Genomic DNA, 26,568 nt, shown 5'->3' with positions numbered 1-26,568 from the left:
GGGGGAGAGCGCCATCGCAGTTTGTCATTCTCCCCCGGTCCTGATATTTCGGATATCGCCTTTAGTCCGGGCAAATCATTATTCTGCCCGGCTCAATGGTCACCTTCACCGGACAGCCTGTTTCAAATCCGGCTTCCCCCAGCCAGTGGCCTTTCAGATGCAGACTGGGGCTGCGGCTGTAATACGTTGTCATTCCGGTGGTGCGATTTTCGTGACGCGTGCTGGTATATCCGACGGTCAGGTTGCGTTGCGTTTTGGAAATAGCGGGGCGTGGCTTATGATGGGTATCAGCCATAATCAACTCCTGGTTAGCTGGTTGTGGTTAGCGGCCTGTCAGTGTTACCGGCACTGGTGGGTCGCGACTGTATAATTAAGCGTGTCTTGCTGCTTTTCTCCTCTCAAGAATAAAAATCGCTGTTGGTATTTTAACCTGTAATAAATCACAGTGGTGGACTGAGTCTTTTATTGCTGAATCTGCCTCGCAATAATTCTATGTTTTTTCAGTGTAGTTTCATCGACAGGAAATATTATTGCGGTGGTGCTGTGTTCAGGCGGAATATGTCACGCTGGCGAAGGCTCCGTTCACTTTGAGTTTATTTTTTATATGTCAGTTTCGGAGCCAGTGAACGGACCAGGGCGGCTCAGTCGCCGCCGCCCTGGTGACCCAGGCTCCCGGCGTAAAAATCGCCCTTCGGGTTCCCTCCGCTTTTCCCGTCCGCCGGACGGGTCGGGCGTGACGGCACGTCCCTGTGCCGCACGCCCTCAGCCCGACATCCCTGTCGGGCTGACCCTGGCGGCCGTGAACGCTGCGGCGATTTTCAGGCCGGAGTGTCACCGCTGTAACCTTCTGCCCTGACTGGCAAAAAAAGAGTGTGCTGGTCGCATTTGAGCAATCCGGCTGAAGCGATGCGGGTGTTATGTTCCGGCTTAAAAGACGCCGGAGCGTTCACGGAGGGCCGGAGGAGCGACAGGGAAGTCGCGACAGGGCGAGGTCGCCAGGGATGGCGACTCTCGCCCGGTCCGAAAAGCCCGACGGGAAGTAGCGGAGGGGACCGCGCCAGCGGCGTTTTTTACCGCCGGAAAGCCGGGTTGCCAGGGAGCGGCGATTGAGCCCCTGGCCCGTTCACCGGCTGTGAATCAACAGAGAAGCAGTCACGAAAAGTGAACGGAACAGCCCTCCGCATCATCATATTCTGCCGCTTTTCTTCTGAAACAAAGCATCAGGGCGATGTTTACTGCCGAAGAACCTGAACCCCCTCCCGATCAATAAAACCTCGCCTGGATCACGAAATAGCCCCTCGCTTTATGCCTGAAATCGCTGAATTTATGTACACAATCACTGAAATTCTGCGCTGTGATTTTGCTCTCCTCTGAATGACGCTTTTCCCGCTACAACTTATGGCTGCATCACAATCTCGCAACATCAGGGTTTTTATGCCGTAACCCGACTAACAATAACGACCTGAAAGTTGGATGGAGTTCATTATGCGTAAATTGACCAAAGTGCTGGCGGCCATTGGCCTGGCCGCCGTCATGTCACAGTCTGCCCTGGCCGAAAACCTCAAGCTGGGCTTCCTGGTGAAGCAGCCGGAAGAACCGTGGTTCCAGACCGAATGGCGTTTTGCCGACAAAGCAGGCAAGGATCTGGGCTTCGAGGTGATTAAGATCGCCGTGCCGGACGGGGAAAAGACGCTGAATGCCATCGACAGCCTGGCGGCCAATGGCGCGAAAGGCTTTGTGATCTGTACCCCGGATCCCAAGCTGGGCGCCGCCATCATGGCCCGGGCCCGCAGTTACGATATGAAAGTGATCGCCGTGGATGACCAGTTTGTCTCTGCCGGCGGCAAGCCGATGGAAAGCGTACCGCTGGTGATGATGGCGGCCACCAAAATCGGTGAGCGTCAGGGGCAGGAGCTGTACAAAGAGATGCAAAAACGCGGCTGGGATGTGAAACAGACCGGCGTCATGGCGATTACCGCCAACGAGCTGGATACCGCGCGCCGCCGCACTACCGGCTCCATGGACGCGCTGAAAGCGGCAGGCTTCCCGGCGGATCAAATCTATCAGGTGCCCACCAAATCCAATGATATTCCCGGCGCGCTGGATGCCGGAAACTCGCTACTGGTTCAGCATCCTCAGGTAAAACACTGGCTGGTCATCGGCATGAACGATAGCACGGTGCTGGGGGGCATTCGCGCCACTGAAGGCCAGGGCTTTAAGGCGGCGGATGTGATCGGTATTGGTATCAACGGCGTGGATGCGGTAAGCGAACTGTCGAAGTCGAAGCCCACCGGGTTCTACGGTTCGCTGCTGCCCAGCCCGGACGTTCACGGCTATAAAACCAGCGAAATGCTCTACAACTGGGTCACCAAAGATGCCGAGCCGCCGAAGTTTACCGAGGTGTCCGACGTGGTGCTGATCACCCGCGACAACTTCAAAGAGGAGCTGGCGAAGAAAGGGCTGGCGGCCACGAAGTAAGGGCTGAGGAGTAATGATGATACAGCAACAACCCGGCCTCGCGTTTCGCGGTATCGGCAAAGTGTTTCCCGGCGTGACCGCCCTGAGCGATATCAGCTTTGAGTGTCATGCCGGGCAGGTCCATGCCCTGATGGGGGAAAACGGCGCTGGAAAATCGACGCTGCTCAAGATTCTGAGCGGCAACTATCAACCCGAAAGCGGCACTCTGGTCATTGGCGGGGAAGAGCGGCGCTTTGACCGACCCGCCGCCGCGCTGGAGGCGGGTATCGCCATTATCTACCAGGAGCTGCACCTGGTGCCGGAAATGACGGTGGCGGAAAACATCAGCCTGGGGCAACTGCCCCAGCGCGGGGGGCTGGTGAACAACCGGCGTCTGAACGATGAGGCCAGACGCCAGTTAACCCGGCTGGGGATGGATATCGATCCCCGTACCCCGCTGAAATACCTGTCGCTGGGCCAGTGGCAAATGGTGGAAATAGCCCGGGCGCTGGCGCGAGATGCCCGGATTATCGCCTTCGATGAACCCACCAGTTCGCTGTCGGCCAGGGAGATCGAACAGCTGTTCCGGGTTATCCGTGAGCTGCGTGACGAAGGGCGGGTGATTATTTACGTCTCACACCGCATGGAGGAGATCTTCGCCCTGAGCGATGCCATCACGGTGTTTAAGGATGGCCGCTATATACGTACCTTTACCGATATGCAGGAGGTCGATCACGACCGACTGGTACAGGCCATGGTGGGGCGCGAGATTGCCGATATCTACGGCTGGCATCCGCGCGACCACGGCGACGAACGGCTGCGGCTGGAAGGTATCAAGGCACCCGGCGTGCGCGGGCCGGTGAGTCTGTCGGTGCGGGGCGGTGAAATCGTCGGCCTGTTCGGGCTGGTGGGGGCCGGGCGCAGCGAACTGATGAAGGGGCTGTTTGGCGCCACCCGCCTCCAGGAAGGACAAATCTGGATCGATGGCGAGCCGGTTAACCTGCGCGATCCCGGCGCCGCGATTCGCGCTGGCATGATGCTGTGCCCGGAAGACCGCAAGGCCGACGGCATTATCGCGGTGCACTCGGTACAGGAGAATATCAATATCAGCGCCCGTCGGCGTCATATCAACGCGGGCTGCCTTATCGATAACCGCTGGGAAGCGCAGAACGCCCGGCATCATATTCAGTCGCTCAATATTCGCACGCCGGGGGCGCATCAACTGGTGATGAACCTGTCAGGCGGCAACCAGCAGAAAGCGATACTGGGCCGCTGGCTGTCGGAAAGTATGAAGGTGATCCTGCTGGATGAGCCGACCCGCGGCATTGACGTTGGAGCGAAGCATGAGATCTACAACGTCATCTACGCGCTGGCGGAGCAGGGGGTGGCGGTGCTGTTCGCCTCCAGCGATCTGCCGGAAGTGCTGGGGCTGGCCGATCGCATTGTGGTGATGTGCGAAGGGCAGGTTACCGGGGAGTGTTTACATGGTCAGGCCGACGAGCAGCAGGTGCTGGCTCTGGCGATGCCGAAATCTGGCCGCGCCGCGTAAAGGGGGAAATTCGATGTCACTATTAACCACATCTGGCGCTTCCGGGTCGTCATTTTCACCGGGCCGTATCTGGGAACAGTACGGCATGCTGGTGGTCTTTGCGCTGCTGTTTCTGGCCTGCGCTATCTTTGTGCCCAACTTCGCCACCTTCGTGAATATGAAAGGGCTGGGGCTTGCGGTATCTCTTTCCGGGATGGTGGCCTGCGGCATGCTGTTCTGCCTGGCTTCCGGCGATTTCGATCTGTCGGTAGCGTCGGTGATCGCCTGTGCCGGGGTCACGACCGCCGTGGTCATCAATATGACCGAAAGTCTGTGGATTGGGGTGCTGGCCGGGCTGGCACTGGGAGCGGTGAGCGGGTTGATTAATGGCCTGGTGATCGCCTGGCTTAAGATCAACGCGCTTATCGCCACCCTTGCCATGATGCAGATCGTGCGCGGGCTGGCCTATATCATTTCCGACGGTAAAGCGGTGGGCGTTGAGGACGAGCGCTTCTTTACCCTGGGCTATGCCAACTGGCTGGGGCTGCCTGCGCCTATCTGGCTGACCGCAGGCTGTATGGTCATCTTTGGTTTTCTGCTTAACAAGACCACCTTTGGCCGTAATACCCTGGCGATTGGCGGTAATGAAGAGGCGGCGCGGCTTTCCGGAGTACCGGTGGTGCGTACCCGAATCATTATCTTTGTGCTTTCTGGTCTGGTCTCGGCGGCGGCGGGCATTATTCTTGCTTCGCGTATGACCAGCGGCCAGCCGATGACCTCCATTGGCTTCGAGCTGATTGTCATCTCCGCCTGCGTGCTGGGCGGGGTGTCGCTGAAAGGGGGCGTGGGCAAGATCTCCTGGGTGATCGCCGGGGTGCTGATTCTGGGCACCGTGGAAAACGCCATGAACCTGCTGAACATTTCGCCGTTTTCGCAGTACGTGGTGCGCGGTCTGATTCTGCTGCTGGCGGTGATCTTCGACCGCTATAAGCAGAAGCTCAGAAGTCAGGCCTGATCGTTCAATCTGGCGCCAGTGTTACCGTCAACACTGGCGCTAAAAGCTGCTACTATGGGTGAATCTTTCCCCTGCGGGCAGTCACTGAATGACCGGAAAAGCGCCGAAAGCGGCCACCATCAAAGATATCGCCAGGCTGGCTGGCGTCACCAACATTACCGTGTCACGCACCTTTACCGCCCCGGAGAAGGTGCGCCCGGAAACCCGGGAGCGCATTCTGGCGGCGGCGCGTCAGCTCAACTACGTGCCCAACGCTTTTGCCCGCAGCATTAAGTCCAGCCGCAGCCGGATTATCGGTGTGGTCACCGACGATACCTTCAACATGGTCTATGCCCATATCATCAAGGCGTTGTGTCGGCTGGCGGATGCCCGCGGCTATTCGGTGATGATCTTTACCACCAACGGCAACCGCCAGACCGAAGCCCGGGCGCTGAGTACTCTGGTCAGCTACAAGGCGGCGGGGATTGTGCTGTCGGTGGTGGAGGATTCCGAGCGCTACGACACCAGTCATATCGACGTGGTACTCAATTCGGGTACCCCGCTGATTCAGTTGGATCGCCAGTTCGACAGTCGGCTCCCGGCGGTGTTTCTGAACAACAGCCGTGCCGGCGAGCTGGTGGCCGAGGCGGTGAATCGCAAGGGGTATCGCAATATTCTGGTGGTGGGCGGCAATGAGCATTCGCACATTACCCAGCACCGCATTGCCGGGATCCGCAGCGGTCTGGGTCCGGAGGTGAACGTCCGCTACTTCTACAGCGACTACCGCTACGAAAACGCCAAAGCGATGCTGCAATCCTGGTTTTCCACGGTCAACGAGCACTACGACTGCATCGTCGGGCTGAATGGTATGATCACCCTGGCGGCGGTGCACGTGGCGCTGCGCTGGGATTTTCAGGACCTGGGATTTATCTCGATCGACGAAGTGCCCTGCGCCGAGGACTACCGGGTACTGATTCCCCATATCTGGCACGACAATAACCAGTGGGCGAAGCTGGTTTCCGAAAATATGTTTGCCGCTATTGAACGTCAGCCGTTCGAGGCCCGGGTCATGATTAATGGCTTTCTGAAAAACGTCTGAAAAATCAACTTATTGTTCCCTTTCTCTCTTAGCGCGTCACAGCGCGTGTTAATAAATTGTGACGCACTTCAGGGTTTCATGTTTTCGTGCATTCGAGATGTTGACGTTATCATCGGCTGTGCTTAACTTTTGATCGATATACAGACAGGCAGTAATAACAGAGCGGCAGATAGCCATTCAATGTGCTGTTAACGATCTCATTTTAAATGTTGACGTTAACATTTTTGGCGTGCGCCTCTCATAACAACGATAGACCCTACAATACCGGGAGCACCCTATGACTCACATCATGCAACGCATCGGCGCGCTTTGTGCCGCAGCGGCCCTGTTTTGCTTTTCCACTGTAGCCATGGCAAAGCCGCTGACCATCGGCATGTCGTTTCAGGAGATGAACAACGCCTACTTTGTCACCATGAAAGAAGCGCTGGACCAGGCGGCGGGGGAGATTAACGCCCAGGTGATTACCGCCGATGCCCGCCACGATGTCTCCAAACAGATCAACGACATCGAAGATATGCTGCAAAAGAAAATCGACATTTTGCTGATCAACCCCGCAGATTCCGTGGGCGTGGAATCGGCCGTTAATGAAGCGAAGAAGGCTGGAGTGGTGGTGATCGCCATCGACGCTCAGGCTCAGGGGCCCATCGACGCCTTTGTCGGTTCCAAAAACTACGATGCAGGCTTTAAATCCGGGGAATATCTGGCTAAAGCGCTGGGCGGTAAGGGCAAAGTCGCCATTCTCGACGGGATTCCGGTAGTGCCGATTCTTGAGCGGGTAAAAGGTTTTGAAGCGGCGATGAAGAAGTATCCCGATATTGAGATCGTGACCAAACAGAACGGGCGTCAGGAACGCGACACCGCGATGACCGTGACTGAAAACATGCTGCAGGGCAATCCGGATCTCGCCGGTCTGTTCAGCGTCAACGACGTCGGCGCCCTTGGCGCGCTGTCTGCCATCCAGGCTAACGGCGCCAGCATCAAACTGGTGAGCGTGGACGGTCATCCGGAAGCCATCAAGGAGATTATGAAACCCAACTCGCCGTTTATCGCCACGTCGGCGCAGTACCCGCGCGATATGGTGCGGCTGGGTATCGGCGTGGCGCTGGCGAAGCACTGGGGCAGCCAGGTACCGAAAACCGTGCCGCTGGACGTGAAATTAATCACCAAAGATAACGGCAAAGATTTTAGCTGGTAAAGCGGCGGGAGAGTGCTGATGGAACCGTTACTGCAACTGACCGGCATCCATAAATCCTTCCCCGGAGTGCGGGCGCTGGATGATATTCACTTCACCCTGAAAGCAGGGGAGATCCACGCCCTGCTGGGAGAGAACGGCGCCGGGAAATCAACCCTGATGAAGGTGCTGTGCGGCATCTACCAGCCCGACGGCGGCGAGATCCGCATCGATGGCCGGGTCCAGCGCTTTCGCAGCTACCGCGATGCCATCGATGCCGGGGTCGGCATTATCTTTCAGGAGTTTTCGCTGATTCCCGAGCTGAACGCGGTGGAGAATATCTTCCTGAATCGCGAACTGCGCACCCCACTGGGGCTTCTGGACCGGCGGGCGATGCGAACCCGTACCGCCGCCATCTTTAAGAGGTTGGGTATCGCTATCGATCCCGGCGTGCCGGTCGAAAGTCTGAGCGTAGCCCAGCAGCAGTTCGTCGAAATCGCCAAGGCGCTGGCGCTGGAGGCGCGTATTCTGGTGCTGGACGAACCCACCGCCACACTGACCCCCGGCGAGGCGGAACACCTGTTTAGCGTGATGCGCGATCTGCAACTGATGGGAGTGGGAATGGTGTTTATTTCCCACCATCTGGAGGAGATTTTCAGCGTTTGTGACGCGGTCACGGTACTGCGGGACGGCGGTTATATCGGCACGGTGACCACTCCGGAGACTGACAGCGCCCGGCTGGTGGAGATGATGGTCGGGCGGCGCGTGGAGCAGACCTTTCCGCCGAAGGATCATCCGGTAGATACCGCGACCACGCTGCTGGAAGCCTCGCTCCAGCCCGGTCGCGGAGCCCGGCCCATCGAATTTCAGCTACATCCTGGCGAAATTCTCGGCTTTGCCGGTCTGGTGGGCTCCGGGCGCACAGAAACTGTCGAAGCACTCATTGGCGCGCGCCCCTGCTGGCGTAAAACGGTGCGGCTTAACGGCCGGGAGATTCGGCTGCGCAGCCCGGCTGACGCGCTGGCCCAGGGCATAGGTCTGCTGCCGGAAAGCCGTAAAACCGGCGGACTGGTGCTGTCATTCAGCGTGGCGCGCAATATCACCCTGAACAAAAACGCCCGCTGGCTGCGCTGGTTTGTACACGGCGCAGAGGACCGCTCGCAGGTGGCAAAACTGATTGAGCGGGTCGGGGTGCGCACGCCGGATGCCGATACCGAAGTGAATACCCTGAGCGGCGGCAATCAGCAGAAGGTGGTGATCGCCCGCTGGCTGAATCACGACTGTCGGGTGCTGATTTTCGATGAGCCGACCCGCGGAATCGACGTGGGGGCCAAGGCTGAAATCTACCAGCTGATGCGTCAGCTTACCCGCAAGGGGATCGCCATCATCATGATCTCATCGGAACTGCCGGAGGTGATTGGGGTATGCGATCGGGTACTGGTATTTCGCGGCGGTGAAGTCGCCGCAGAGCTGAGCGGGCCGGAGATCGATGCCGGCACCATTATGTTACAGGCTACGGGGAATGCATCATGAGTACGCTTCCACAGTCTCAGGGCGTTCAGGGAACGCGGCCTGCGACGCGCAGTCGGCTGGACCGCTGCCTTCATCATCCGGCATTTCTGCCGTTCATCGGCTTTATTGTGCTGTTTGTGCTGATGATCTTTATTAACGATAACTTTCTGACCGCCAATAACCTGACCAACGTGGCGCGCCAGGTGTCGATCAACGCCATTATCGCCGTGGGGATGACCTGCGCCATTCTGAGCGGCGGTATCGATCTGTCGGTGGGGCCGGTGATGGCGCTTTCCGGCACCGTTGCCGCCGGGCTGATGGTGGCTGGCGTGCCGGTGCCGCTGGCGATGCTGGCCGGTCTGGCGGTGGGCGCCGCTTTTGGCGCCATTAACGGCAGCTGTATCGCCTGGCTGCGGATGCCGCCGATTATCGTCACCCTGGCGACCATGGGCATCGCCCGCGGCCTGGGGCTGATCTACACCGGCGGCTACCCGATTTCTGGTCTGCCGGACGCCTTCTCCTGGCTGGGGCGCGGCACGCTGTTTGGGATCCAGGTACCGATTCTGGTGATGCTGCTGGTCTATCTGCTGGCCTGGTTAGTCCTTAACCATATGCCCTTTGGTCGCCATCTCTATTCGGTGGGCGGTAACGTCGAAGCGGCGCGCCTGAGCGGTATTCGGGTACCGCGAGTGCGGCTGCTGGTTTACGTGATTAGCGGTTTTACTGCGGCGCTGGCCGGACTGGTGCTCAGTTCGCGCCTTATGAGCGGACAACCCAATGCCGGTGAAGGTTTCGAACTGGACGCCATCGCCGCCGTGGTTCTGGGCGGCGCCGCCATCGCCGGGGGCAGGGGAGCGATTATCGGCACCCTGGTCGGGGCGATGATGCTGGGGGTACTCAATAACGGCCTCAATCTGATGGGAGTCTCCCCCTACGTTCAGAATGTGATTAAAGGTGCCATCATCCTTGCCGCTATCTGGATGAGCTCGATGAAGCGACGCTAAATAACCGGGGCGTGCGCGCCCCTACTTTTTATCGATAAATGTTAACGTTAACATTCCCGGAGAGAGCAACCATGCAAAACTTACCCAAAGAGATTAAACGTCTGGTGAATCATGGCCCGAAAGATTATCGCCTGGAGCGGGCGCCGCTGCCGGAGCCGGGTTCCAACGAACTGTTGGTTAAGGTGGGCGCCTGCGGCATCTGCGCGTCCGATGTGCACTGCCACCACGGCGCGCCCATGTACTGGGGCAGCGACAGCCAGCCCGCCTGGGTCAAAACGCCGGTGGTGGTGGGACATGAATTCTATGGCACCGTGGTGGGTTACGGTCCCGGAGCGCTGGAACACTTTAACGTCAAGGTGGGGGAGCGGGTGATCGCCGAGCAGATCGTGCCCTGCAACAAGTGCCGCTTCTGTCAGGATGGCAAATACTGGATGTGCGAAAAGCACGACATCTACGGCTTCCAGCGCGAAGACGCCGATGGCGGTATGGCGGATTATATGATCTTTAAGCCTAACAGCCGGGTGCACCGTATCCCCGACAGCCTGACCCACGAGGAGTGCGCGCTGATCGAACCTTTCGCCTGCGCGGTGCATGCGGTAAACCGCGCCACCATCGAATTTAATGATGTGGTGGTGCTGGCCGGTGCCGGGCCGCTGGGGCTGGGGATGATTCAGGCAACGCGCCTGAAAAACCCTAAACTGTTTATCGTACTGGATACGGTACCGGCACGGCTGGAGCTGGCGCGTAAGCTGGGGGCCGATCTGGTGATTAACCCGCTGGAAGAGGATGCCATCAGTAAAGTGAAACAGCTGACCGACGGCTACGGCTGCGATGTGTATATCGAAGCGACCGGTAACCCGGCAGGGGTAAAGCAGGGGCTGCAGATGATCCGCAAGCTCGGGCGCTATGTGGAATTCAGCGTTTTTGGCGAAGAGACCACGGTGGACTGGTCGATCATCGGGGATCGTAAAGAGCTGGAAGTGCGCGGTTCGCACCTTGGTCCCCACTGCTATGAAACGGTGATCAACTTTTTTGCCCGCAAGCTGTTTACGGCCGAAGGGGTGGTCACCCATACCCTGCCGCTGGAACAGTGGGAGCAGGGATTTGCCATGGCGGCCAGCGGCGAATCCATCAAAGTACTGCTGGTGCCTTAAACGGAGTCAATGATGGAATATGGGGCCGGACGTGACGCCGCGCCCGGCAGCCCTGCGCGACGCAGGGACTGAACCATAGCGAAAAGTTATCAATCCCTGGCCCTTCCCGGCGGGGATTTTCTTTTATTTGAAAGCGTAACGTCAGACACACCGCGCCCTGAGGCTATAATCAATTATGGCGAGCTTTGCCATGCTGTCTATACTTACATGGTTGAATGATAATCAAAGGTAACGCCTGGCTTATCATCCATATCACATAAGGAGGAGACAGAAGGTGACTGACGATTCATCTGTACCGCCCCTCATTCCTGGCCATTTCGGCTTTTTCTTCGATTTAGACGGTACCCTGGCAGAGATTCAGCCGCGCCCGGAGCAGGTCTTTATTCCGGAGCCAGTTCGCCAGCTGTTGGGGCAGTTGGCAGAATTGACACAGGGGGCTGTGGCATTGATTTCAGGGCGCTCCATAGTCGAGCTGGATGAGCTGGCTGCTCCGCTGCGTTTACCGCTGGCGGGCGTGCATGGCGCAGAACGCCGTGATATCCATGGTAAGACCCACCGTTTCGAACTCGCACCCGCACTGGTCGCGAGACTACAGGAAAGCCTGACCCACGGGCTTTCCCCCCTTGAGGATACCTGGCTTGAAAACAAAGGCGCGGCTTTTGCGCTGCACTATCGCCAGGCGCCTCAGCATGCCGCAGCCGTGATGGCGCTGGCTCAGGGGGTAGTGGCTCAGCATCCGGCGCTGGTGCTTCAGCCCGGCAAGTGTGTGGTAGAGATTAAGGCGCAGGCGGTCAATAAAGGCGCGGCTATCGAGGACTTTATGAGCGAATCGCCGTTTAACGGCCGCAGACCGCTGTTTGTTGGCGATGATTTAACCGATGAAAGCGGGTTCGATGTCGTCAACCGGCTGCATGGGATAAGTATTAAAGTCGGGGAGGGAGAAACCCGGGCGCAGCTTCGTCTGTCCGGCGTGGGCGAGGTGCATCGCTGGCTGGCGCAGGTTGTCAGCCAGAACGGGCAGCAAAACGATAATTTCACCATGAGGAGGTCAGGTCATGAGTCGTTTAGTCGTAGTCTCTAACCGTATCGCAACGCCGGATGACAGAAAGTGCAGCGCTGGCGGGCTGGCTGTAGGCATTCTCGGTGCGTTGAAATCATCGGGAGGTCTCTGGTTTGGCTGGAGTGGTGAAACCGGCGATGAAGAAGCGCCGCTACAGCAGGAGACCAGCGGTAATATTACCTGGGCCTCGTTTCATCTGAGCGAGCAGCATTACGAACAGTATTACTGTCAGTTTTCCAATGCAGTACTGTGGCCCGCATTCCACTACCGGCTCGATCTGGTCAAGTTTCAGCGTGAGGCCTGGCAGGGCTACCTGGAGGTTAACGGCATCCTGGCGGAAAAGCTGCGTCCGCTGGTGGAGCCCGACGATACCCTGTGGGTGCATGACTACCATCTGCTGCCTTTCGCCAGCGAACTGCGCCAGCGCGGCGTGGACAATCGCATCGGCTTCTTCTTGCATATACCTTTCCCGACGCCGGAGATCTTTAACGCGCTGCCGCCCCATACCGAACTGCTACAGCGTATGTGTGATTACGATCTGCTGGGCTTTCAGACCGAAGGGGACCGGCTGGCGTTCCTTGAAAGCGTCGCCAGCCAGACCCGGCTGACTCATGTTGGCTCGCATCAGCACAGCGCCTGGGGCCGCTCGTTCCGTACTGCGGTTTATCCCATCGGCATTGAACCGGATGAGATCGCCGAACAGGCGGCGGAGCCGCTGCCGCCCAGGCTGGTGGAGCTTAAGCAGGAGCTGGGTAACATCCGCAATATCTTTTCGGTAGAGCGTCTGGACTACTCCAAAGGGTTGCCGGAACGCTTCCAGGCCTTTGAGGCGCTGCTGGAAAACTACCCGCAGCACCGGGGCAATATCCGCTATACCCAGATAGCGCCCACCTCGCGCGGCGATGTTCAGGCCTATCAGGATATTCGTCACCAACTGGAGACCGAGGCTGGGCGGATTAACGGCAAGTACGGACAACTGGGCTGGACGCCGCTCTATTACCTGAACCAGCACTTTGAACGACGTCTGTTGATGAAGGTGTTCCGCCACGCCGATGTGGGGCTGGTGACGCCGCTGCGCGACGGTATGAACCTGGTGGCTAAGGAGTACGTCGCGGCGCAGGATCCGGAAAACCCCGGGGTGCTGGTGCTCTCTGAGTTTGCCGGTGCCGCTCAGGAGTTAACCTCGGCGCTAATCGTCAATCCTTACGACAGGGACGATGTCGCCAGCGCGATGCACCGGGCGCTGACCATGCCGCTGGCCGAACGCCTGGCGCGCCACGGTGAGATGCTGGAAGTGGTGAAGTCTAATGATATCAACCACTGGCAGCGTAGTTTTGTGCGGGACCTAAAGGCGGTCATTCCCCGTAGTCAGCTACGGATACGGCGACCGGACGCCATCACGGCGATGGCGGGGGTTAAACGCTAGTTCAGCGCGACCAGCAGCACATCCACGCAGCTGGTCGCCACCACCGAACGGGCCGAACAGAGCGCCTTGCCGAAGAGATTCTGATTATGGTTGCCGTAGATAATAAGATCGATATCGCTGTGCTGACACAGATGGCGCAGATATTCGCTGAGTTCGCCGCTGGCGATAAGCGTCTTCGCAATGGGATACCCCGCTCGTTGGCATAATCCATCCAGAAACATCTGGCTCTCTTCGCGCAGCAGTTCCCGCAGGCTACCGAGCATTGGCGCCGCCATCTGATTATAGAGTTCCGGATCCGCCGTGACCGTTAACAGCGTAATCTGCGCCCCCGACGGGCGCGCCAGTTCGACCGCTTTTTCCACCAGTCGATCGCTTTCCGGGGTCGCCGCCACGGCGACCAGAAGATGACGCCAGCTCATAATGCCTCCTGCCTTACGCTTCGCTTCACTCCTTAAAGTCTGGTCTATTTTCGGCGGAATAACAGGGGGAACGGGCTATCTGGCATAAAATGTTCACCGTTATTTAATCCCCAGCCGCTTAGCTAACCGGTGCAGGTTGGCGACATTGACATCGAGCTCTCTGGCTGCGGCTGCCCAGTTGCCGTGGCTGTGCGTCAGGGCCTGGCGCACGGCGCGACGCTGGAAGTCGTCGGTGGCATCGCGCAGCGACAGCCCCAGGGGCGCAGGCTCTGGGATGCTGACAACCGGTGCCAGAGAAGTCGGGGAATGAGACGGGTCGTTAAGCGCGAAATGGCCGGGCTCCAGCACCACCTCGCTGCCGGAGCCGGTGGCTCTGGCCAGTACGATGGCGCGATAAATCGCATGTTCCAGTTCGCGGATATTGCCAGGCCAGCCGTAGTGCAGCAGGCGCTGAAGCGCTCCCTGGCTCAGCACTACCTGGGTCAGACCCAGACGCTGGCGGCTCTGCTCGCAGAAAAAACCAGCCAGCAGGGCGATATCGTCGCCGCGCTCGCGCAGCGCCGGGACCGACACCGGGAATACACTCAGGCGGTGGAACAGATCGGAGCGGAAGTTGCCGTCCAACACCTCCTGCTTAAGGTCGCGATTGGTGGCGGCCAGTACCCGTACATCGACCCGCAGGCTGCGATCGTCTCCCACCCGCTGGATATCGCCGTACTGCAGCACCCGCAGCAGTTTGGCCTGCAATGGTAAAGAAAGCTCGCCGATCTCATCCAGAAACAGCGTGCCCTCGTGGGCCATTTCGAATTTACCGCTGCGATTGCTGATAGCGCCGGTGAAGGCGCCTTTCACGTGGCCGAACAGTTCGCTTTCCGCCACGCTTTCCGGCAGCGCGGCGCAGTTCAGATAGACCAGCGGCTTTTCCGCACGCGTCGAAGCCCGGTGGATGGCGCGGGCCACCAGTTCCTTCCCGGTACCGGTTTCGCCGCTAATCAGTACGTTGAGATCGGAAGGGGCGACAATCTCAATCTCTTTCTTAAGCTGCATCATGCCCGGTGACAGGCCGATCATCTCGCTATCCGGGGCTTTGCTTCCCTGATGGGGCACGGGCAGAACATCGTGGTTTTCCAGCTGTTCAATCAACAGGGCGTTATTCAGGGCGCCGGCTGCCAGTACGGCGATAAGCCGCAGCTCCTCATCGCTAAAGGTGTCGAACTGGGTCGGGTTCATGCCGTCCATGGTCAGGGCGCCGATCAGCGTCTGGCTGGCGAACAGCGGCAACCCCACGCAGGCGTGCACTTTCAGTACCTCCTGGTCCGGGATCAGTCCGTCGTAAGGATCGGGCAGTGTGCTATCCGCCGGGAAGCGCACCACATCCCCGGCGCGGGCGATAGCCTCCAGGCGTGGATGTGCTTCCAGGGCAAAGCGTCTCCCCAATACGTCGGGAGAGAGGCCGTCGATGGCCAGTGGCCGGAACTGTTGCTGCTCGTAGCGCAGCAGGGCGCAGGCGTCGCAGTCCAGTACTTCACGCAGGGTGCTAATCAGCCGCTGGAAGCGGTTTTCCTGACTGATGCCGTTCTGGAGCTCAATAGCGATTTTCGCCAGTAGATTAACGGAGAGGCTCATCGGTTGTCCCTTGTCGTCATTATGACTGTATTGGATGTCAATATGACAATTATAGGTATAGTCACTATGACAATCAAAAAATTGTCTAAAAATAAATTATCTTCATAAATCAATAAATTAAAAAGTTGGCACGGATCCTGATATATGACAGACAACACACTTATTTGTCAGTACATCATTGATCGAGGTTAACAATGGCTATTCACGTTAAGAACAACATCCACTGGGTCGGGCAGCGTGACTGGGAAGTGCGTGATTTTCACGGCACCGAATACAAAACCCTGAAAGGCAGCAGCTACAACAGCTACCTGATCCGCGAAGAAAAAAACGTCCTTATCGACACCGTTGACCACAAATTTAGCCGTGAATTCGTGCAGAACCTGCGCGCGGAAATCGACCTTGAGAAGATCGATTATATCATTATTAACCACGCCGAAGAGGATCACGCGGGTGCGCTCTCTGAGCTGATGGCCGCTATCCCCAATACGCCGATCTACTGTACCGCCAACGGCGTGGACTCCATTACCGGCCATCATCATCACCCGGAGTGGAACTTCAATGTAGTGAAAACCGGCGATACTCTGGATATCGGTAATGGCAAACAGCTAATCTTCGTTGAAACCCCGATGCTGCACTGGCCGGACAGCATGATGACCTACATGACCGGCGATGCAGTGCTGTTCAGCAACGACGCCTTCGGTCAGCACTACTGTGACGAACACCTGTTCAACGACGAAGTAGACCAGGCTGAGCTGTTTGAGCAGTGCCAGCGCTACTACGCCAACATCCTGACGCCGTTCAGCCGTCTGGTGACGCCGAAAATTACTGAAATCCTCGGCTTTAACCTGCCGGTCGATATGATTGCCACCTCTCACGGCGTGGTATGGCGCGATAATCCGACCCAGATCGTTGAGTTGTATCTGAAGTGGGCGGCGGACTACCAGGAAGATCGCATCACCATCTTCTACGACACTATGTCCAACAATACCCGCATGATGGCCGACGCTATCGCACAGGGAATTAACGAAGTGGATCCACGCGTGGCGGTAAAAATCTTCAACGTGGCGCGTCACGACAAAAACGAAATTTTGACCAATGTCTTCCGCTCTAAAGGGGTACTGGCGGGCACCTCGACCATGAACAACGTGATGATGCCGAAAATCGCGGGTCTGGTAGAAGAGATGACCGGTCTTCGTTTCCGTAACAAACGCGCCAGCGCCTTTGGTTCACACGGCTGGAGCGGCGGTGCGGTGGACCGGCTCTCTACCCGTTTGCAGGATGCCGGTTTTGAAATGTCCCTGAGCCTGAAGGCCAAATGGCGCCCGGACGTCGATGCGCTGGCGCTGTGCCGCGAGCACGGCCGGGAAATCGCCCGCCAGTGGGCCTTGTCTCCGCTGCCTCAGACCGCCAGCGTCCCGACGGCGGAAAGCGCCAGCAGCGAGCCGGAGCAGTCGGCAAGTGTCGGTTGCGCCGACCTGGGGCCGCGTATGCAGTGCAGCGTCTGCCAGTGGATCTACGATCCCGAGCAGGGCGAACCGATGCAGGGCGTTGAGCCGGGCACGCCCTGGAGCGAGGTGCCGGATAACTTCCTGTGCCCCGAATGTTCGCTGGGTAAAGATGTTTTCGATGTACTGGCTTCGGAGGCAAAATGAGTCAGGGTATCGTCATTATCGGGTCGGGCTTCGCGGCCCGACAACTGGTCAAAAGTATCCGTAAGCTCGATGCCGGGGTGCCGCTGACCCTGATTGCCGCTGACAGCATCGATGAGTACAACAAGCCCGATCTCAGCCATGTGATGAGTCAGGGGCAGCGGGCGGACGAAATGACCCGTCAGCGCGCAGGAGAATTCGCCGAACAGTTTAACCTGCGGCTGGTGCCGGACACCTGGGTTACGGATATCGATGCCGATAACCGGGTGGTTAAAGGCAACGGTCAGCAGTGGCACTACGACAGCCTGGTGCTGGCCACCGGCTCGTCGGCGCGTCTGCCGCCAGTCGAGGGGCGGGAGCTGTTGCTGACCCTAAACAGCCAGCAGGAGTACCGCGCCTGTGAGTCGCGGCTGATAGATGCCCGTCGGGTCATGATTCTTGGTGGTGGTTTGATTGGCTGTGAACTGGCGATGGATTTCTGCCGCGCCGGTAAGCAGGTGACCGTGGTTGATAACAGCCCCAGCCTGCTGGCTTCGCTACTGCCGCCGGAAGTGAGCGGGCGTCTGCAGCATAAGCTCAGCGCCATGGGGATTGAGATTCTTACCGGTCAGCAACTATTGATGCTTGAGCGCGGCGCAACCGGGCTGGAAGTTCGCCTGGCCAGCGGCAGGGTACTGGAAGTGGATGAAGCTATTTCCGCTATTGGTCTGCATGCCAACAGCGATCTGGCGCGACGCGCCGGTCTGACGGTGAATCAGGGGATTGTGGTGGACGACGGGCTGCGTACCTCCCGGGAGCATATCTATGCGCTGGGTGACTGTGCCGAAATCAATGGCCGCCTGATGCCATTTCTGCAACCAATACTGCTGGGCGCCATGACCCTGGCGAAAAATCTACTCGGTCAGAATGCCAGCCTGAAGCTGCCAGCGATGCTGGTGAAAATCAAAACCCCGGAACTGCCCTTACAGCTGGCGGGGGAAACACGGCGAAACGACCTTAACTGGCAGATTTCTACAGGGCCGGAAGGGCTGATCGCCAAAGGTTTCGACCAGGCCCAGAAGCTGTGTGCTTTTGTGGTCAGTGAAGGGCAGGTACCTCAGGCCTTCGCACTGCTCAGAGAGCTGTAATAACCTTAACCTCTCCCGCGCAGGATGCGCGGTATGCCTTTAGCCGGAGCCTTTCCGGTACGTTAGTCCGTTTGCCCCGCTGGTCGGGGCTTTTTTACATCAGGGCACAGCAGGTTGCGATATGCCTTCCACAACGCGGTTTTAATCCAGGATAGCGATTGACGATTTTATCGCCGCCTGGATAGGATTTCGCAGGCAACGCGTGGCGGTAATGGATTATCAGGGAAGGAGAAAAAAGCATGGTGGTACATCAGGAAATAACGGTGTTTGAGAAGGTGGGATTGCCTGAAGGCTGTACTCAGGAGCAATACCAGTTACTGGTCGATATTGTTTTCAGGGTGGCCAGAGAATATTCGGCCCAGACTGGCGTCGCTGAAATTTGTAGAGCTTATAACCAATGCTATATTGCTGAAGTGTTCAATAAACCTCCTGGTGCAATAACAGAGATGAACTTTTCTCTGGCTGAGGCTGTTTGCGATGAACCTGGATTAGATGGCTGCGAGCTGATAGCCCGCTTCTCTTCGCCAGCAGGCAAGCATCCGGAGGGATGTTATGTCGATAACCAGTTGTGACTTCCTCAATGCCGCTCGGCGGTTTTGTGTGCAGAATGACGAAGCATCATTAAGAAGCGTGATATCCAGGGCGTACTATGCGATGTTTCATGAAGCGATGCAAAGCCTGACCTGCGTTCCTGAATATGCAGGGAACCATCACGGTAACCTTATCGGCTATATGATTACGCCTGCTGAGTGCAAAGGTGAACCTTTCCGGGAACGCGATTTACAAGGGCTGGGGTATAGCCTTAAACAGATGCGCGATGCCAGGAATGTCGCTGATTATCGTATTATGGATGCGACAGTATCACGCGATATGGCTGAACAAGGTATTAGTACCGCGGAGCGTTATTTCACTCAATGGGCGAATTTAAAATCGGCCCGGGCGTGATAGCGCTTTTCACTTCGGCAGGGCTTTTTCTGGTTCGCCCATCCGTTTGCCCCATTACCCGGGGCTTTTTTACGTCTGCAGTATAGCGTGATGTTCCCCCGGTTTTTGTCTGATTTTTCCCGCCATTCCCTGGCCTTTCTCCCATTTCAAAACACTGCTTTTGATAAAAGCAAACCACTGTTTTATAAATCAGTGAAGCCGATGGTGGCACTCTTTGCATTTTTGCCAGCGTGGCTGCGCGGCTGGCAAAAACAGAAAGGTTTGATCGCGGAAATCGCCGGTACTTTAGCAGGGTAAGGGATTCCCTCATGTCGGTTGACGACAAAAAACAGTGAAGGGTGATGGCAATGAAAACAAGAAAGATTGGACTGGTTAACTACCTCGCCTACGGTTCTGGTGACTTCCTCGGTGCCGGAACCACCGCACTCACCGCTGCATGGCTACTCTATTTCTATACCACCTTCTGTGGTTTGTCGCCGATAGAGGCGACCTTTATATTCGCCATGGCGCGCGTGCTGGACGCGGTGGTCAGCCCATTGATGGGCTTTCTGACCGATAACTTTGGCTCCACCTGGTTGGGTAAGCGTTTTGGGCGCCGCAAATTCTTTATTCTGCTCGGTATTCCCTGCGTCTTTAGCTACAGCCTGATGTGGGTCGGGGAGATGAACTACTGGTATTATCTGCTGACCTACCTGGTGTTCGATGTGGTCTACACCATGATCCTGGTGCCCTATGAAACCCTGGTGCCAGAGATGACCGATGACTTCAAACAGAAGACCAAATTTTCCGGTGCCCGTATTGCCCTGGCCCAGCTGTCGGCCATTCTTGCCGCCTTCCTGCCGGGCGTACTGCTGAGTCTGTTTGGCAAGGACAATGCCGTCTCCTTCTTCTATGCAAGCCTGGTTTTCTCTACCATTTGCGCCATTGTCCTGACGCTGGTCTGGTTCTATACCTGGGAACGACCCAGGGAAGAGTGGACAGAGGCGCAGTTGCGCGCCGAGGAAGAGAAAAAAGGGCTGACGCTGCGCCAGACCCTGAAGCGCCTGACTACCGAACTGAGTTCCACGTTACGTATCCGCATTTTTCGCCAGCATCTGGGGATGTATCTCGGTGGTTATATCGCCCAGGACGTGTTTAACGCGGTCTTCACCTACTATGTGGTCTTCGTACTGATGCAGAGCGCCACCGTGGCCTCTAATCTGCTGGGCACCATGGCTATCATGCAGTTTGTGTCGGTTATCGCCATGATCCCACTCTGTATCCGCTTCGGACCGGCTCCCTCGTATCGCATGGTGGTGGTGCTGTTTGGTCTGAGTTCGCTCTCTTATGCGGTGCTGTGGTATGCCGGTATGAGCGATATCTTCTCGCTGCTGGTACTGGTTTCCGCGCTGGCGGGCCTGGGCCGCGGCGGCATCAACTATGTACCCTGGAACACCTATACCTATATCGCCGACGTGGATGAGGTTATCACCGGTCAACGTCGCGAAGGGATCTTCGCCGGCATTATGACCCTGACCCGTAAAGCCTCCCAGGCCGGTGCCGTGATGCTGGTAGGCATTGTGATGCAGCTTTCTGGTTTTGTTTCCGGTCAAAGTACCCAGCCGCCAGCGGTGAGCCATACCATCCTGATGGTTCTGAGTGTGGGCACCATTGCGGTACTGGCGATAGGCTTCCTGATCTCCCTGCGCTTTAAGCTCGACCTGAAAACCCACAGCATCCTGCGTGAAGAGACTGAGAAAATGCGCATCGCGGGCCGTACCACACCGGAAAATGTTACACCGCAAGCGCGCGCTACCGTCGAAATGCTGGCGGGGCTCCCCTACGACGCTCTGTGGGGCAATAACAATATTGGTTACCTGAACCGCAATAAACCTGCGGCACCGAAGCTGAATAACGCAGCGGCGACGCCCATAAATTCGACGTTAAACAGAGGTTAAGTTGATGATTGTTTATCCTGTAAAACACAGTCCGCTGCTGCGCCAGCCGACCCGTTTTATCGCTCGCGACGAGCTGAAAAGCCTGATCCATAAGGTGACGGACAATCTGGTGAATATTCACGACGAAACCGGGGAGTTCCTGCTGCGTCTGGATGATGGTCGGGTGATCGATACCAAAGGCTGGGCCGGTTGGGAGTGGACTCACGGCGTAGGGCTGTACGGCATCTGGCAGTATTATCACCAGACCGGCGATGCCAAAATGCGCGATATCGTGGACCGATGGTTCGCCGACCGCTTCGCTGAGGGAGCCACCACCAAAAACGTCAATACCATGGCGCCGTTTCTGACCCTGGCGTACCGCTATGAAGAGACTGGCGATCAGACGCTGCTTCCCTGGCTGGATAGCTGGGCTGAGTGGGCGATGTCTGAGATGCCGCGCACCGAACACGGCGGTATGCAGCATATTACGCTGGCGGAAGAGAACCACCAGCAGATGTGGGACGACACCCTGATGATGACGGTACTGCCGCTGGTTAAGATCGGCAAGTTGCTCAATCGCCCGGAGTATGTGGAGGAAGCGACCTATCAGTTCCTGATGCACGTTCAGTATCTGATGGACAGGGAAACGGGGCTCTGGTTCCACGGCTGGAGTTTTGAAGGTAACCACAACTTTGCGCGCGCGCGCTGGGCCCGCGGCAACAGCTGGTTGACCATGGTGATCCCGGATTTTCTGGAGCTGGTGGATCTGCCAGAAAATAACGCGGTGCGCCGCTATCTGATTCAGGTGCTGGAAAGCCAGGTGGCGGCGCTGGCGCAGTGTCAGGATAAGAGCGGTCTGTGGCACACGCTGCTGGACGATCCCAACTCCTACCTTGAGGCTTCCGCCACTGCGGGCTTTGCCTACGGCATTCTGAAGGCGGTGCGTAAGCGCTATATCGATAAGGCGTATGCCCCGGTGGCGGAAAAGGCGATTCAGGGTGTGATCGCCAATATTTCGCCGGATGGCGAGCTGCTGCAGGTCTCGTTTGGCACCGGCATGGGCAGCAGTCTCGACTTCTATCGCAATATCCCGCTGACCTCCATGCCCTATGGCCAGGCGATGGCGATCCTCTGTCTGTCGGAGTTTCTGCGAACTTATTTGTAAAAGGGATGATGCGCGGCCCCAAAGAGATTTGGGGTCGCGTAGCAGGAATCAGGAGAGGGCGCCAAAGGCGTGGGGAATCACATCTGCATTTAACCCGATGATGGCTTTGGCCGTCATTTTGCTATCCGGGGTCACCACGGGTGTTGCGGCAATGCGATGCAGCGGGCAGATATCCGACACGCTGTTAAGCCCGCCATCCGCCAGGCAGAGGCCGTTAGTCGAGTATAACGGTGACGAAAAAACATAACCCGCCATGGTCAGGATGACGGCAACGGCGGCCATAACGATAGCGGTGTTTTGTACGTATTTCATCTTGTGTGATTATCCTCAACGGAGAAGTTAACGGAGTAACGTCTTAGCGGGATGCACAATAACGCCGAAGCCGACTGGACAATATCTGACGAGTACGAAAAAGCCCCGGCCATGGTATGACCGGGGCTTACTGTTATCCGCGCGACCTGTTATCAGGCGCCGGCCGGTACCGCGTGGGCGGTATTATTCAGTATCGGTCCCTGATATTTTTCGATCTCCAGTTGGGCCATCTGGCCACAGTTGCCCTGAGCCAGGCTGCTCGATCCGATATCGAAGGTCAGGCAGTTGACGTTGCCGTTCTTACACAGTGACCCCTCCTGGCGCGGATCCGCCGGATCGAACCAGGCCCCCTCGCTGATACGCACCACGCCCGGGCGTACCCGTTCGGTCACCACGGCGCCTACCAGAATCTGACCGCGATCGTTAAAGGCCCGCACCAGTTCGCCATCGCCGATGCCGCGCGCTTTGGCATCCTGCGGGTGGATCCAGACGGCTTCGCGATCCGCCACCGCATATTTTTTACGCAGCGGCGTATTGTCGAGCTGCGAGTGCAGGCGGTTGATTGGGTGCGCGGTGTTAAGCGATAGCGGATACTTGCTCGCTTCCGGCCCCTGATACCATTCATGAGGAGGCAGCCAGCCCGGCAGGCCGGGGCAGTCGGTATAGCCCATTTTGGCGACTGCTTCGGAGTAGATTTCAATCTTACCGGAAGGGGTGCCCAGCGGGTTAAGCAGTGGATTTTCCCGGAAGTCGGCAAAGCGTACCCACTTTTTGTTCTCTTCCGGGACCGGGAAGCGGATGTAGTTGTTCGATGCCCAGAACATGTCGAACGGCGGCAGCGCCACCCGGGCATTACGGGCCTGGGCTTTCATATCGTCGTACATCCCCTTGAGCCACTGCATTTCGTCTTTGCCTTCGGTAAAGGCTTCCTGCACGCCCAGTTTGGCCGCCAGCCCGGCGAAGATATCGAAATCGTTGCGCGACTCATGCTGCGGCGGTACGCACTGGTGCATCGGGAAGACATAGAGCTGCGAATAGTCGCCGCCCATCTCCAGATCGTTACGCTCATAGCTGGTGGTGGCCGGAAGCACGATATCGGCGTACTTCGCGGTCGCGGTCCAGTAAGGTTCGTTCACCACGATGGTTTCCGGGTGCTGCCAGGCTTTGATCAGCGCGTTGGTGTCCTGGTGCTGATGGAAGGTGTTGCCCCCGGCTACATAGACCATCTTCACATCAGGGTAGGTGACTTTAGCGCCGTTAAAGTCGATGGTTTTGCCCGGATTAGCCAGACATTCGGCGATGCGCGCTACCGGAATGGGCGTCGGGCTATTTTTAGGCGCGTCTCCAGCCGAGATCCCGGCGAGTATTCCGCCGCGCGCCGTCGGACTGCCGCCGGAAGAGTAGTGGTAGCTGAAGCCGAAACCGCCGCCGGGCAGGCCAACCTGCCCCAGCATGGCCGCCACGGTCACCAGCAGCCAGTGCGGCTGTTCGCCGTGGTGCTGACGCTGAATGCCCCAGCCGCCCATGATCATGGTGCGGCTCTTTGCCATATCCCGGGCAAGCTGGCGCAAAGCATCGGCTTCCACGCCGCAGATGGCGGCGGCCCAGTCGGCATCTTTCACCACGCCGTCCTGTTCGCCGTTCAGGTAGGCGGCAAACTTATCGAAGCCAACGGTGTAGGTCTTCAGAAAATCGGGGTTGTGCAGCTTTTCGGCCATCAGGGTATGGGCGATCCCCACCAGCATGGCGCTGTCGGTGTAGGGGCGCGGAGCGACCCATTCGGCGTTCAGATAGTCGGTGCTGTCGCTCTTCACCGGATCGATACTGATCACCCGCACGCCTTTTTTCTTCAGCGCTTCAAAGCCCGCTGGCCCCACGTGATCCGGGATGTTCCAGCTGTTCTTAAGCGTAATCATCGGATTACAGCCCCAGAGTACCACCAGCTGGCAGTTTTCCAGCAGATCCGGCCAGGCGGTTTGCTGTTCGTAGACCTCCATGGAGCCTACCACGTGGGACATGATCACCTGAGCGGCGCCAGTGGAGTAGTCCCCCGCGTAGCCCAGAAAGCCACCCGCCAGATTCATCAGGCGCTGCAGCAGAGTACGACTGTTGTGCAGCATCCCGACGCTTTTCCAGCCGTAGGATCCGGCGTGGATCGACTGTGGACCGTGCTCCTGCTGCAGGCGGCGAATTTCGTTGCTGACCAGGGTCAGCGCCTTATCCCAGCTCACCCGCACCCACTCGTCGCAGCCGCGAAGTTCCGGGCGACAGTTCTGGGCGCCGCCTTCAAGCCAGCTTTTACGCACCATCGGGTATTTTACCCGGTTGGGGGCATGGACCTGGTGGGGGGCCATGCTAATCAGCTCGTTAGGGAAGGGATCGTCCTGTACCGGGCGGGTTTCCACCATTTTGCCATCCCGAACGATGGCCTCAAAAGCGCCCCAGTGGGCGCCGGTCAGAATGCCTTTCTGCGCCTGACGCAACGCCACAAACTGCGGCAGCGCCTGGCTGATGGCTTCGGCCAGCGCCGATCGCGGCCACAGGCTACCCAGCAGTGAAACGCCCCCCAGGGCAGCGGCGCCGGTCAGAAAGCGACGACGGGTTATCTGCATAGCTTCAGGTTGAGTTTTCATTATTGAGCCTCCTTGACTTCGCCCTGAGCGGTTGACGGCATATCACTGGCATGTTGCTGAACGTAGCGGGTCAGCACCCGCAGCTGCTCCTGATTCAGGGAGGTACGCGGCGCCATCCCTTTGATCACCCCAATCCACTGGTTGGCGTTAAAGCGATCGAGGGCGGTCAGACCGTGACAGCCGGTGCAGTTAGCGGACATCATGGATGCAGCGTAATCCCAGATCTTCTGCTGGTTATCAATCAGCTGGCTGGCGGGCAGCCAGACCTCAAGTGCGGTGCGATGCCACAACAGATGAGTTTCCGGATCGGTCATTTCGCTCAGGCGTTTCACTTTGGTGCGGGCCTCTTCACCCAGCAGCACGCTCAGAATGCGTTTACCGGCGGCTTCGTAGAATACTTCGTTAACGCCATCCTGCTGCCAGCCGCTCACTTCGGCCAGGATCATCGCATTTTCACGCTTGATCACTTTAATTTTGGTTCCCGGCATCAGGTTCCCGGCATTGTGCTGTTTGCTGTCGGCGCTCAACCAGAAGGGCTGGGTGGCGATGGACCACAGCTCGCGAGCGTTATCCGGCGTTTTGGCAGCGGCGGCGGAAAGTTCGCTGGCGCCGGCGGCGGAAAGCTGGCTCATATCCGGCAGAATATGGGCGACGCCCTTATGGCAGTCGATGCAGGTTTCGCCTTTCTTAATGGCGACCGGATGTTCCTGACGCGCTTCAGGGCGCTGGGCCAGCACGTCCATAGCCTCATAGCTGTGGCACGAACGGCAGGTGGCGGAGTCGTTTTTCTTCAGGGTATCCCACACGCTCTGGGCCATCGCCAGTTTGTGGGATTCGTATTTCTCTGGCGTATCGATCTTGCCGGTCATCTCGCCCCAGACGTCCTTCAGGGCCATCACTTTGGTAGTCAGATAGTCCATCGGTTTGTGAGGCACGTGGCAGTCGGCACATTCGGCACGAATGCCTTTCGGGTTCTGGAAGTGAACGCTGCCCTGATACTCGGCCAGCGGCTGCTGCATTGAGTGGCAGGAGACGCAGAATTCGGTGTCGCTGGTTTTATGCATAACCGTGGCGCCACCGGCCAGCAGGACTGCGCCCAGCACTACGCCGACCAGCACTAACCAGAGCCAGGCCAGGCGCCGCCGGGAGCGGGGGGATGATTTGCTCATAGAAGATCCCTTAAAAGAATAAAAGAAATAACAAGGTAAAATTTCACTTTTTATCAATGGCGATAGTATTACCGCATGAATTATAAGTAATTCCTGAGCTATTAACCCGAAGGGAGTAAAATAATTGCTACTTCGTTGATATCGCGCAAAAGTGGCGGGGGGCAGACAGAACGTTTTGATGCCGTTTACGGGGCGAGGGCGT

General features: G+C 57.7%; 23 protein-coding genes. 17 read left to right on the top strand and 6 right to left on the bottom strand.

Annotated features, from left to right (window positions below; translation table 11 throughout):
• Positions 1-61 precede the first annotated feature (61 nt).
• Positions 62-295 carry a SymE family type I addiction module toxin gene (locus SCU88_RS15535; protein WP_175341652.1) on the bottom strand — a complete coding sequence of 78 codons (234 nt, stop codon included), beginning with the start codon at positions 293-295 and terminating at the stop codon, positions 62-64.
• A 1,190-nt stretch (positions 296-1,485) separates the two neighbouring features.
• On the opposite strand from SCU88_RS15535, the gene SCU88_RS15530 reads away from it, so the two are divergent.
• The 10 genes from SCU88_RS15530 to otsA all read left to right on the top strand — a co-directional run bounded on the left by SCU88_RS15530 (position 1,486) and on the right by otsA (position 13,405).
• Positions 1,486-2,478, top strand: a complete 993-nt coding sequence (locus tag SCU88_RS15530; RefSeq protein WP_175341651.1) for a substrate-binding domain-containing protein — start codon at positions 1,486-1,488, stop codon at positions 2,476-2,478.
• A gap of 16 nt (positions 2,479-2,494) precedes the next feature.
• The gene (araG, locus tag SCU88_RS15525) at positions 2,495-4,006 is read left to right on the top strand and encodes an L-arabinose ABC transporter ATP-binding protein AraG (protein WP_138099279.1); all 1,512 of its coding nucleotides are present in this window, start codon (positions 2,495-2,497) and stop codon (positions 4,004-4,006) included.
• 13 nt (positions 4,007-4,019) lie between these two features.
• Positions 4,020-5,000 carry an L-arabinose ABC transporter permease AraH gene (gene araH / locus SCU88_RS15520; protein WP_138098040.1) on the top strand — a complete coding sequence of 327 codons (981 nt, stop codon included), beginning with the start codon at positions 4,020-4,022 and terminating at the stop codon, positions 4,998-5,000.
• A gap of 88 nt (positions 5,001-5,088) precedes the next feature.
• Positions 5,089-6,078, top strand: coding sequence for a LacI family DNA-binding transcriptional regulator (locus SCU88_RS15515; protein ID WP_138098039.1), 990 nt, complete (start codon positions 5,089-5,091; stop codon positions 6,076-6,078).
• A 277-nt stretch (positions 6,079-6,355) separates the two neighbouring features.
• On the top strand, positions 6,356-7,273 hold the full coding sequence (locus tag SCU88_RS15510) for a substrate-binding domain-containing protein (protein WP_175341650.1): 918 nt from the start codon (positions 6,356-6,358) through the stop codon (positions 7,271-7,273).
• 18 nt (positions 7,274-7,291) lie between these two features.
• Positions 7,292-8,782: an ATP-binding cassette domain-containing protein gene (locus SCU88_RS15505; RefSeq protein WP_175341649.1), complete on the top strand. Its 1,491-nt coding sequence runs from the start codon at positions 7,292-7,294 to the stop codon at positions 8,780-8,782.
• The gene (locus SCU88_RS15500; RefSeq protein WP_175341648.1) at positions 8,779-9,765 is read left to right on the top strand and encodes an ABC transporter permease; all 987 of its coding nucleotides are present in this window, start codon (positions 8,779-8,781) and stop codon (positions 9,763-9,765) included. Before SCU88_RS15505 ends, SCU88_RS15500 begins: the two co-directional genes overlap by 4 nt.
• A gap of 71 nt (positions 9,766-9,836) precedes the next feature.
• Positions 9,837-10,919, top strand: coding sequence for an alcohol dehydrogenase catalytic domain-containing protein (locus SCU88_RS15495; protein WP_138098035.1), 1,083 nt, complete (start codon positions 9,837-9,839; stop codon positions 10,917-10,919).
• A gap of 274 nt (positions 10,920-11,193) precedes the next feature.
• Positions 11,194-12,000, top strand: a complete 807-nt coding sequence (gene otsB, locus SCU88_RS15490; RefSeq protein WP_175341647.1) for a trehalose-phosphatase — start codon at positions 11,194-11,196, stop codon at positions 11,998-12,000.
• On the top strand, positions 11,975-13,405 hold the full coding sequence (otsA, locus tag SCU88_RS15485; protein ID WP_138098033.1) for an alpha,alpha-trehalose-phosphate synthase: 1,431 nt from the start codon (positions 11,975-11,977) through the stop codon (positions 13,403-13,405). Before otsB ends, otsA begins: the two co-directional genes overlap by 26 nt.
• Here the strand turns inward: otsA and uspC are convergent.
• Both uspC and norR read right to left on the bottom strand, forming a co-directional pair.
• Positions 13,402-13,824, bottom strand: a complete 423-nt coding sequence (gene uspC, locus SCU88_RS15480) for a universal stress protein UspC (protein ID WP_138098032.1) — start codon at positions 13,822-13,824, stop codon at positions 13,402-13,404. The two genes, otsA and uspC, sit on opposite strands and share 4 nt — an antisense overlap.
• Positions 13,825-13,923: 99 nt before the next feature.
• Positions 13,924-15,450 carry a nitric oxide reductase transcriptional regulator NorR gene (gene norR, locus SCU88_RS15475; RefSeq protein ID WP_175341646.1) on the bottom strand — a complete coding sequence of 509 codons (1,527 nt, stop codon included), beginning with the start codon at positions 15,448-15,450 and terminating at the stop codon, positions 13,924-13,926.
• A gap of 194 nt (positions 15,451-15,644) precedes the next feature.
• Between norR and norV the strand changes: the two genes are divergently transcribed.
• The 7 genes from norV (at position 15,645) to SCU88_RS15440 (ending at position 22,252) form a co-directional block, all read left to right on the top strand.
• The gene (gene norV, locus SCU88_RS15470; RefSeq protein WP_138098030.1) at positions 15,645-17,102 is read left to right on the top strand and encodes an anaerobic nitric oxide reductase flavorubredoxin; all 1,458 of its coding nucleotides are present in this window, start codon (positions 15,645-15,647) and stop codon (positions 17,100-17,102) included.
• Positions 17,099-18,226: an NADH:flavorubredoxin reductase NorW gene (gene norW / locus SCU88_RS15465; protein WP_138098029.1), complete on the top strand. Its 1,128-nt coding sequence runs from the start codon at positions 17,099-17,101 to the stop codon at positions 18,224-18,226. The genes norV and norW overlap by 4 nt, the downstream gene beginning before the upstream one ends.
• A gap of 239 nt (positions 18,227-18,465) precedes the next feature.
• The gene (locus SCU88_RS15460; RefSeq protein ID WP_175341645.1) at positions 18,466-18,798 is read left to right on the top strand and encodes a hypothetical protein; all 333 of its coding nucleotides are present in this window, start codon (positions 18,466-18,468) and stop codon (positions 18,796-18,798) included.
• On the top strand, positions 18,779-19,171 hold the full coding sequence (locus SCU88_RS15455; RefSeq protein WP_175341644.1) for a hypothetical protein: 393 nt from the start codon (positions 18,779-18,781) through the stop codon (positions 19,169-19,171). Before SCU88_RS15460 ends, SCU88_RS15455 begins: the two co-directional genes overlap by 20 nt.
• 87 nt (positions 19,172-19,258) lie before the next feature.
• Positions 19,259-19,468: a hypothetical protein gene (locus SCU88_RS15450; RefSeq protein ID WP_175341604.1), complete on the top strand. Its 210-nt coding sequence runs from the start codon at positions 19,259-19,261 to the stop codon at positions 19,466-19,468.
• Positions 19,469-19,518: 50 nt separating this feature from the next.
• Positions 19,519-21,108: an MFS transporter gene (locus SCU88_RS15445; RefSeq protein ID WP_138098025.1), complete on the top strand. Its 1,590-nt coding sequence runs from the start codon at positions 19,519-19,521 to the stop codon at positions 21,106-21,108.
• A 4-nt stretch (positions 21,109-21,112) separates the two neighbouring features.
• The gene (locus tag SCU88_RS15440; RefSeq protein WP_175341643.1) at positions 21,113-22,252 is read left to right on the top strand and encodes a glycoside hydrolase family 88 protein; all 1,140 of its coding nucleotides are present in this window, start codon (positions 21,113-21,115) and stop codon (positions 22,250-22,252) included.
• Positions 22,253-22,300: 48 nt separating this feature from the next.
• On the opposite strand, the gene SCU88_RS15435 is transcribed toward SCU88_RS15440, so the two are convergent.
• The 3 genes from SCU88_RS15435 to SCU88_RS15425 all read right to left on the bottom strand — a co-directional run bounded on the left by SCU88_RS15435 (position 22,301) and on the right by SCU88_RS15425 (position 26,366).
• Positions 22,301-22,564, bottom strand: coding sequence for a hypothetical protein (locus SCU88_RS15435; protein ID WP_138098023.1), 264 nt, complete (start codon positions 22,562-22,564; stop codon positions 22,301-22,303).
• A 152-nt stretch (positions 22,565-22,716) separates the two neighbouring features.
• A complete protein-coding gene (gene torA, locus SCU88_RS15430; protein ID WP_431810019.1) occupies positions 22,717-25,197 on the bottom strand; it encodes a trimethylamine-N-oxide reductase TorA in 2,481 nt (826 codons plus the stop codon).
• Positions 25,197-26,366 (bottom strand): NapC/NirT family cytochrome c, encoded by a 1,170-nt coding sequence (locus tag SCU88_RS15425; RefSeq protein ID WP_175341642.1) that lies wholly within the window; start codon positions 26,364-26,366, stop codon positions 25,197-25,199. Before SCU88_RS15425 ends, torA begins: the two co-directional genes overlap by 1 nt.
• Positions 26,367-26,568: the final 202 nt, after the last annotated feature.

It is taken from the genome of Jejuibacter sp. L23, from assembly GCF_050815825.1.
In the GTDB taxonomy this organism is placed as follows: Bacteria; Pseudomonadota; Gammaproteobacteria; order Enterobacterales; family Enterobacteriaceae; genus Jejubacter; species Jejubacter calystegiae.
Note: the sequence above shows the minus strand (reverse complement) of the source record. Positions and strands in the feature narration are given on the sequence as shown.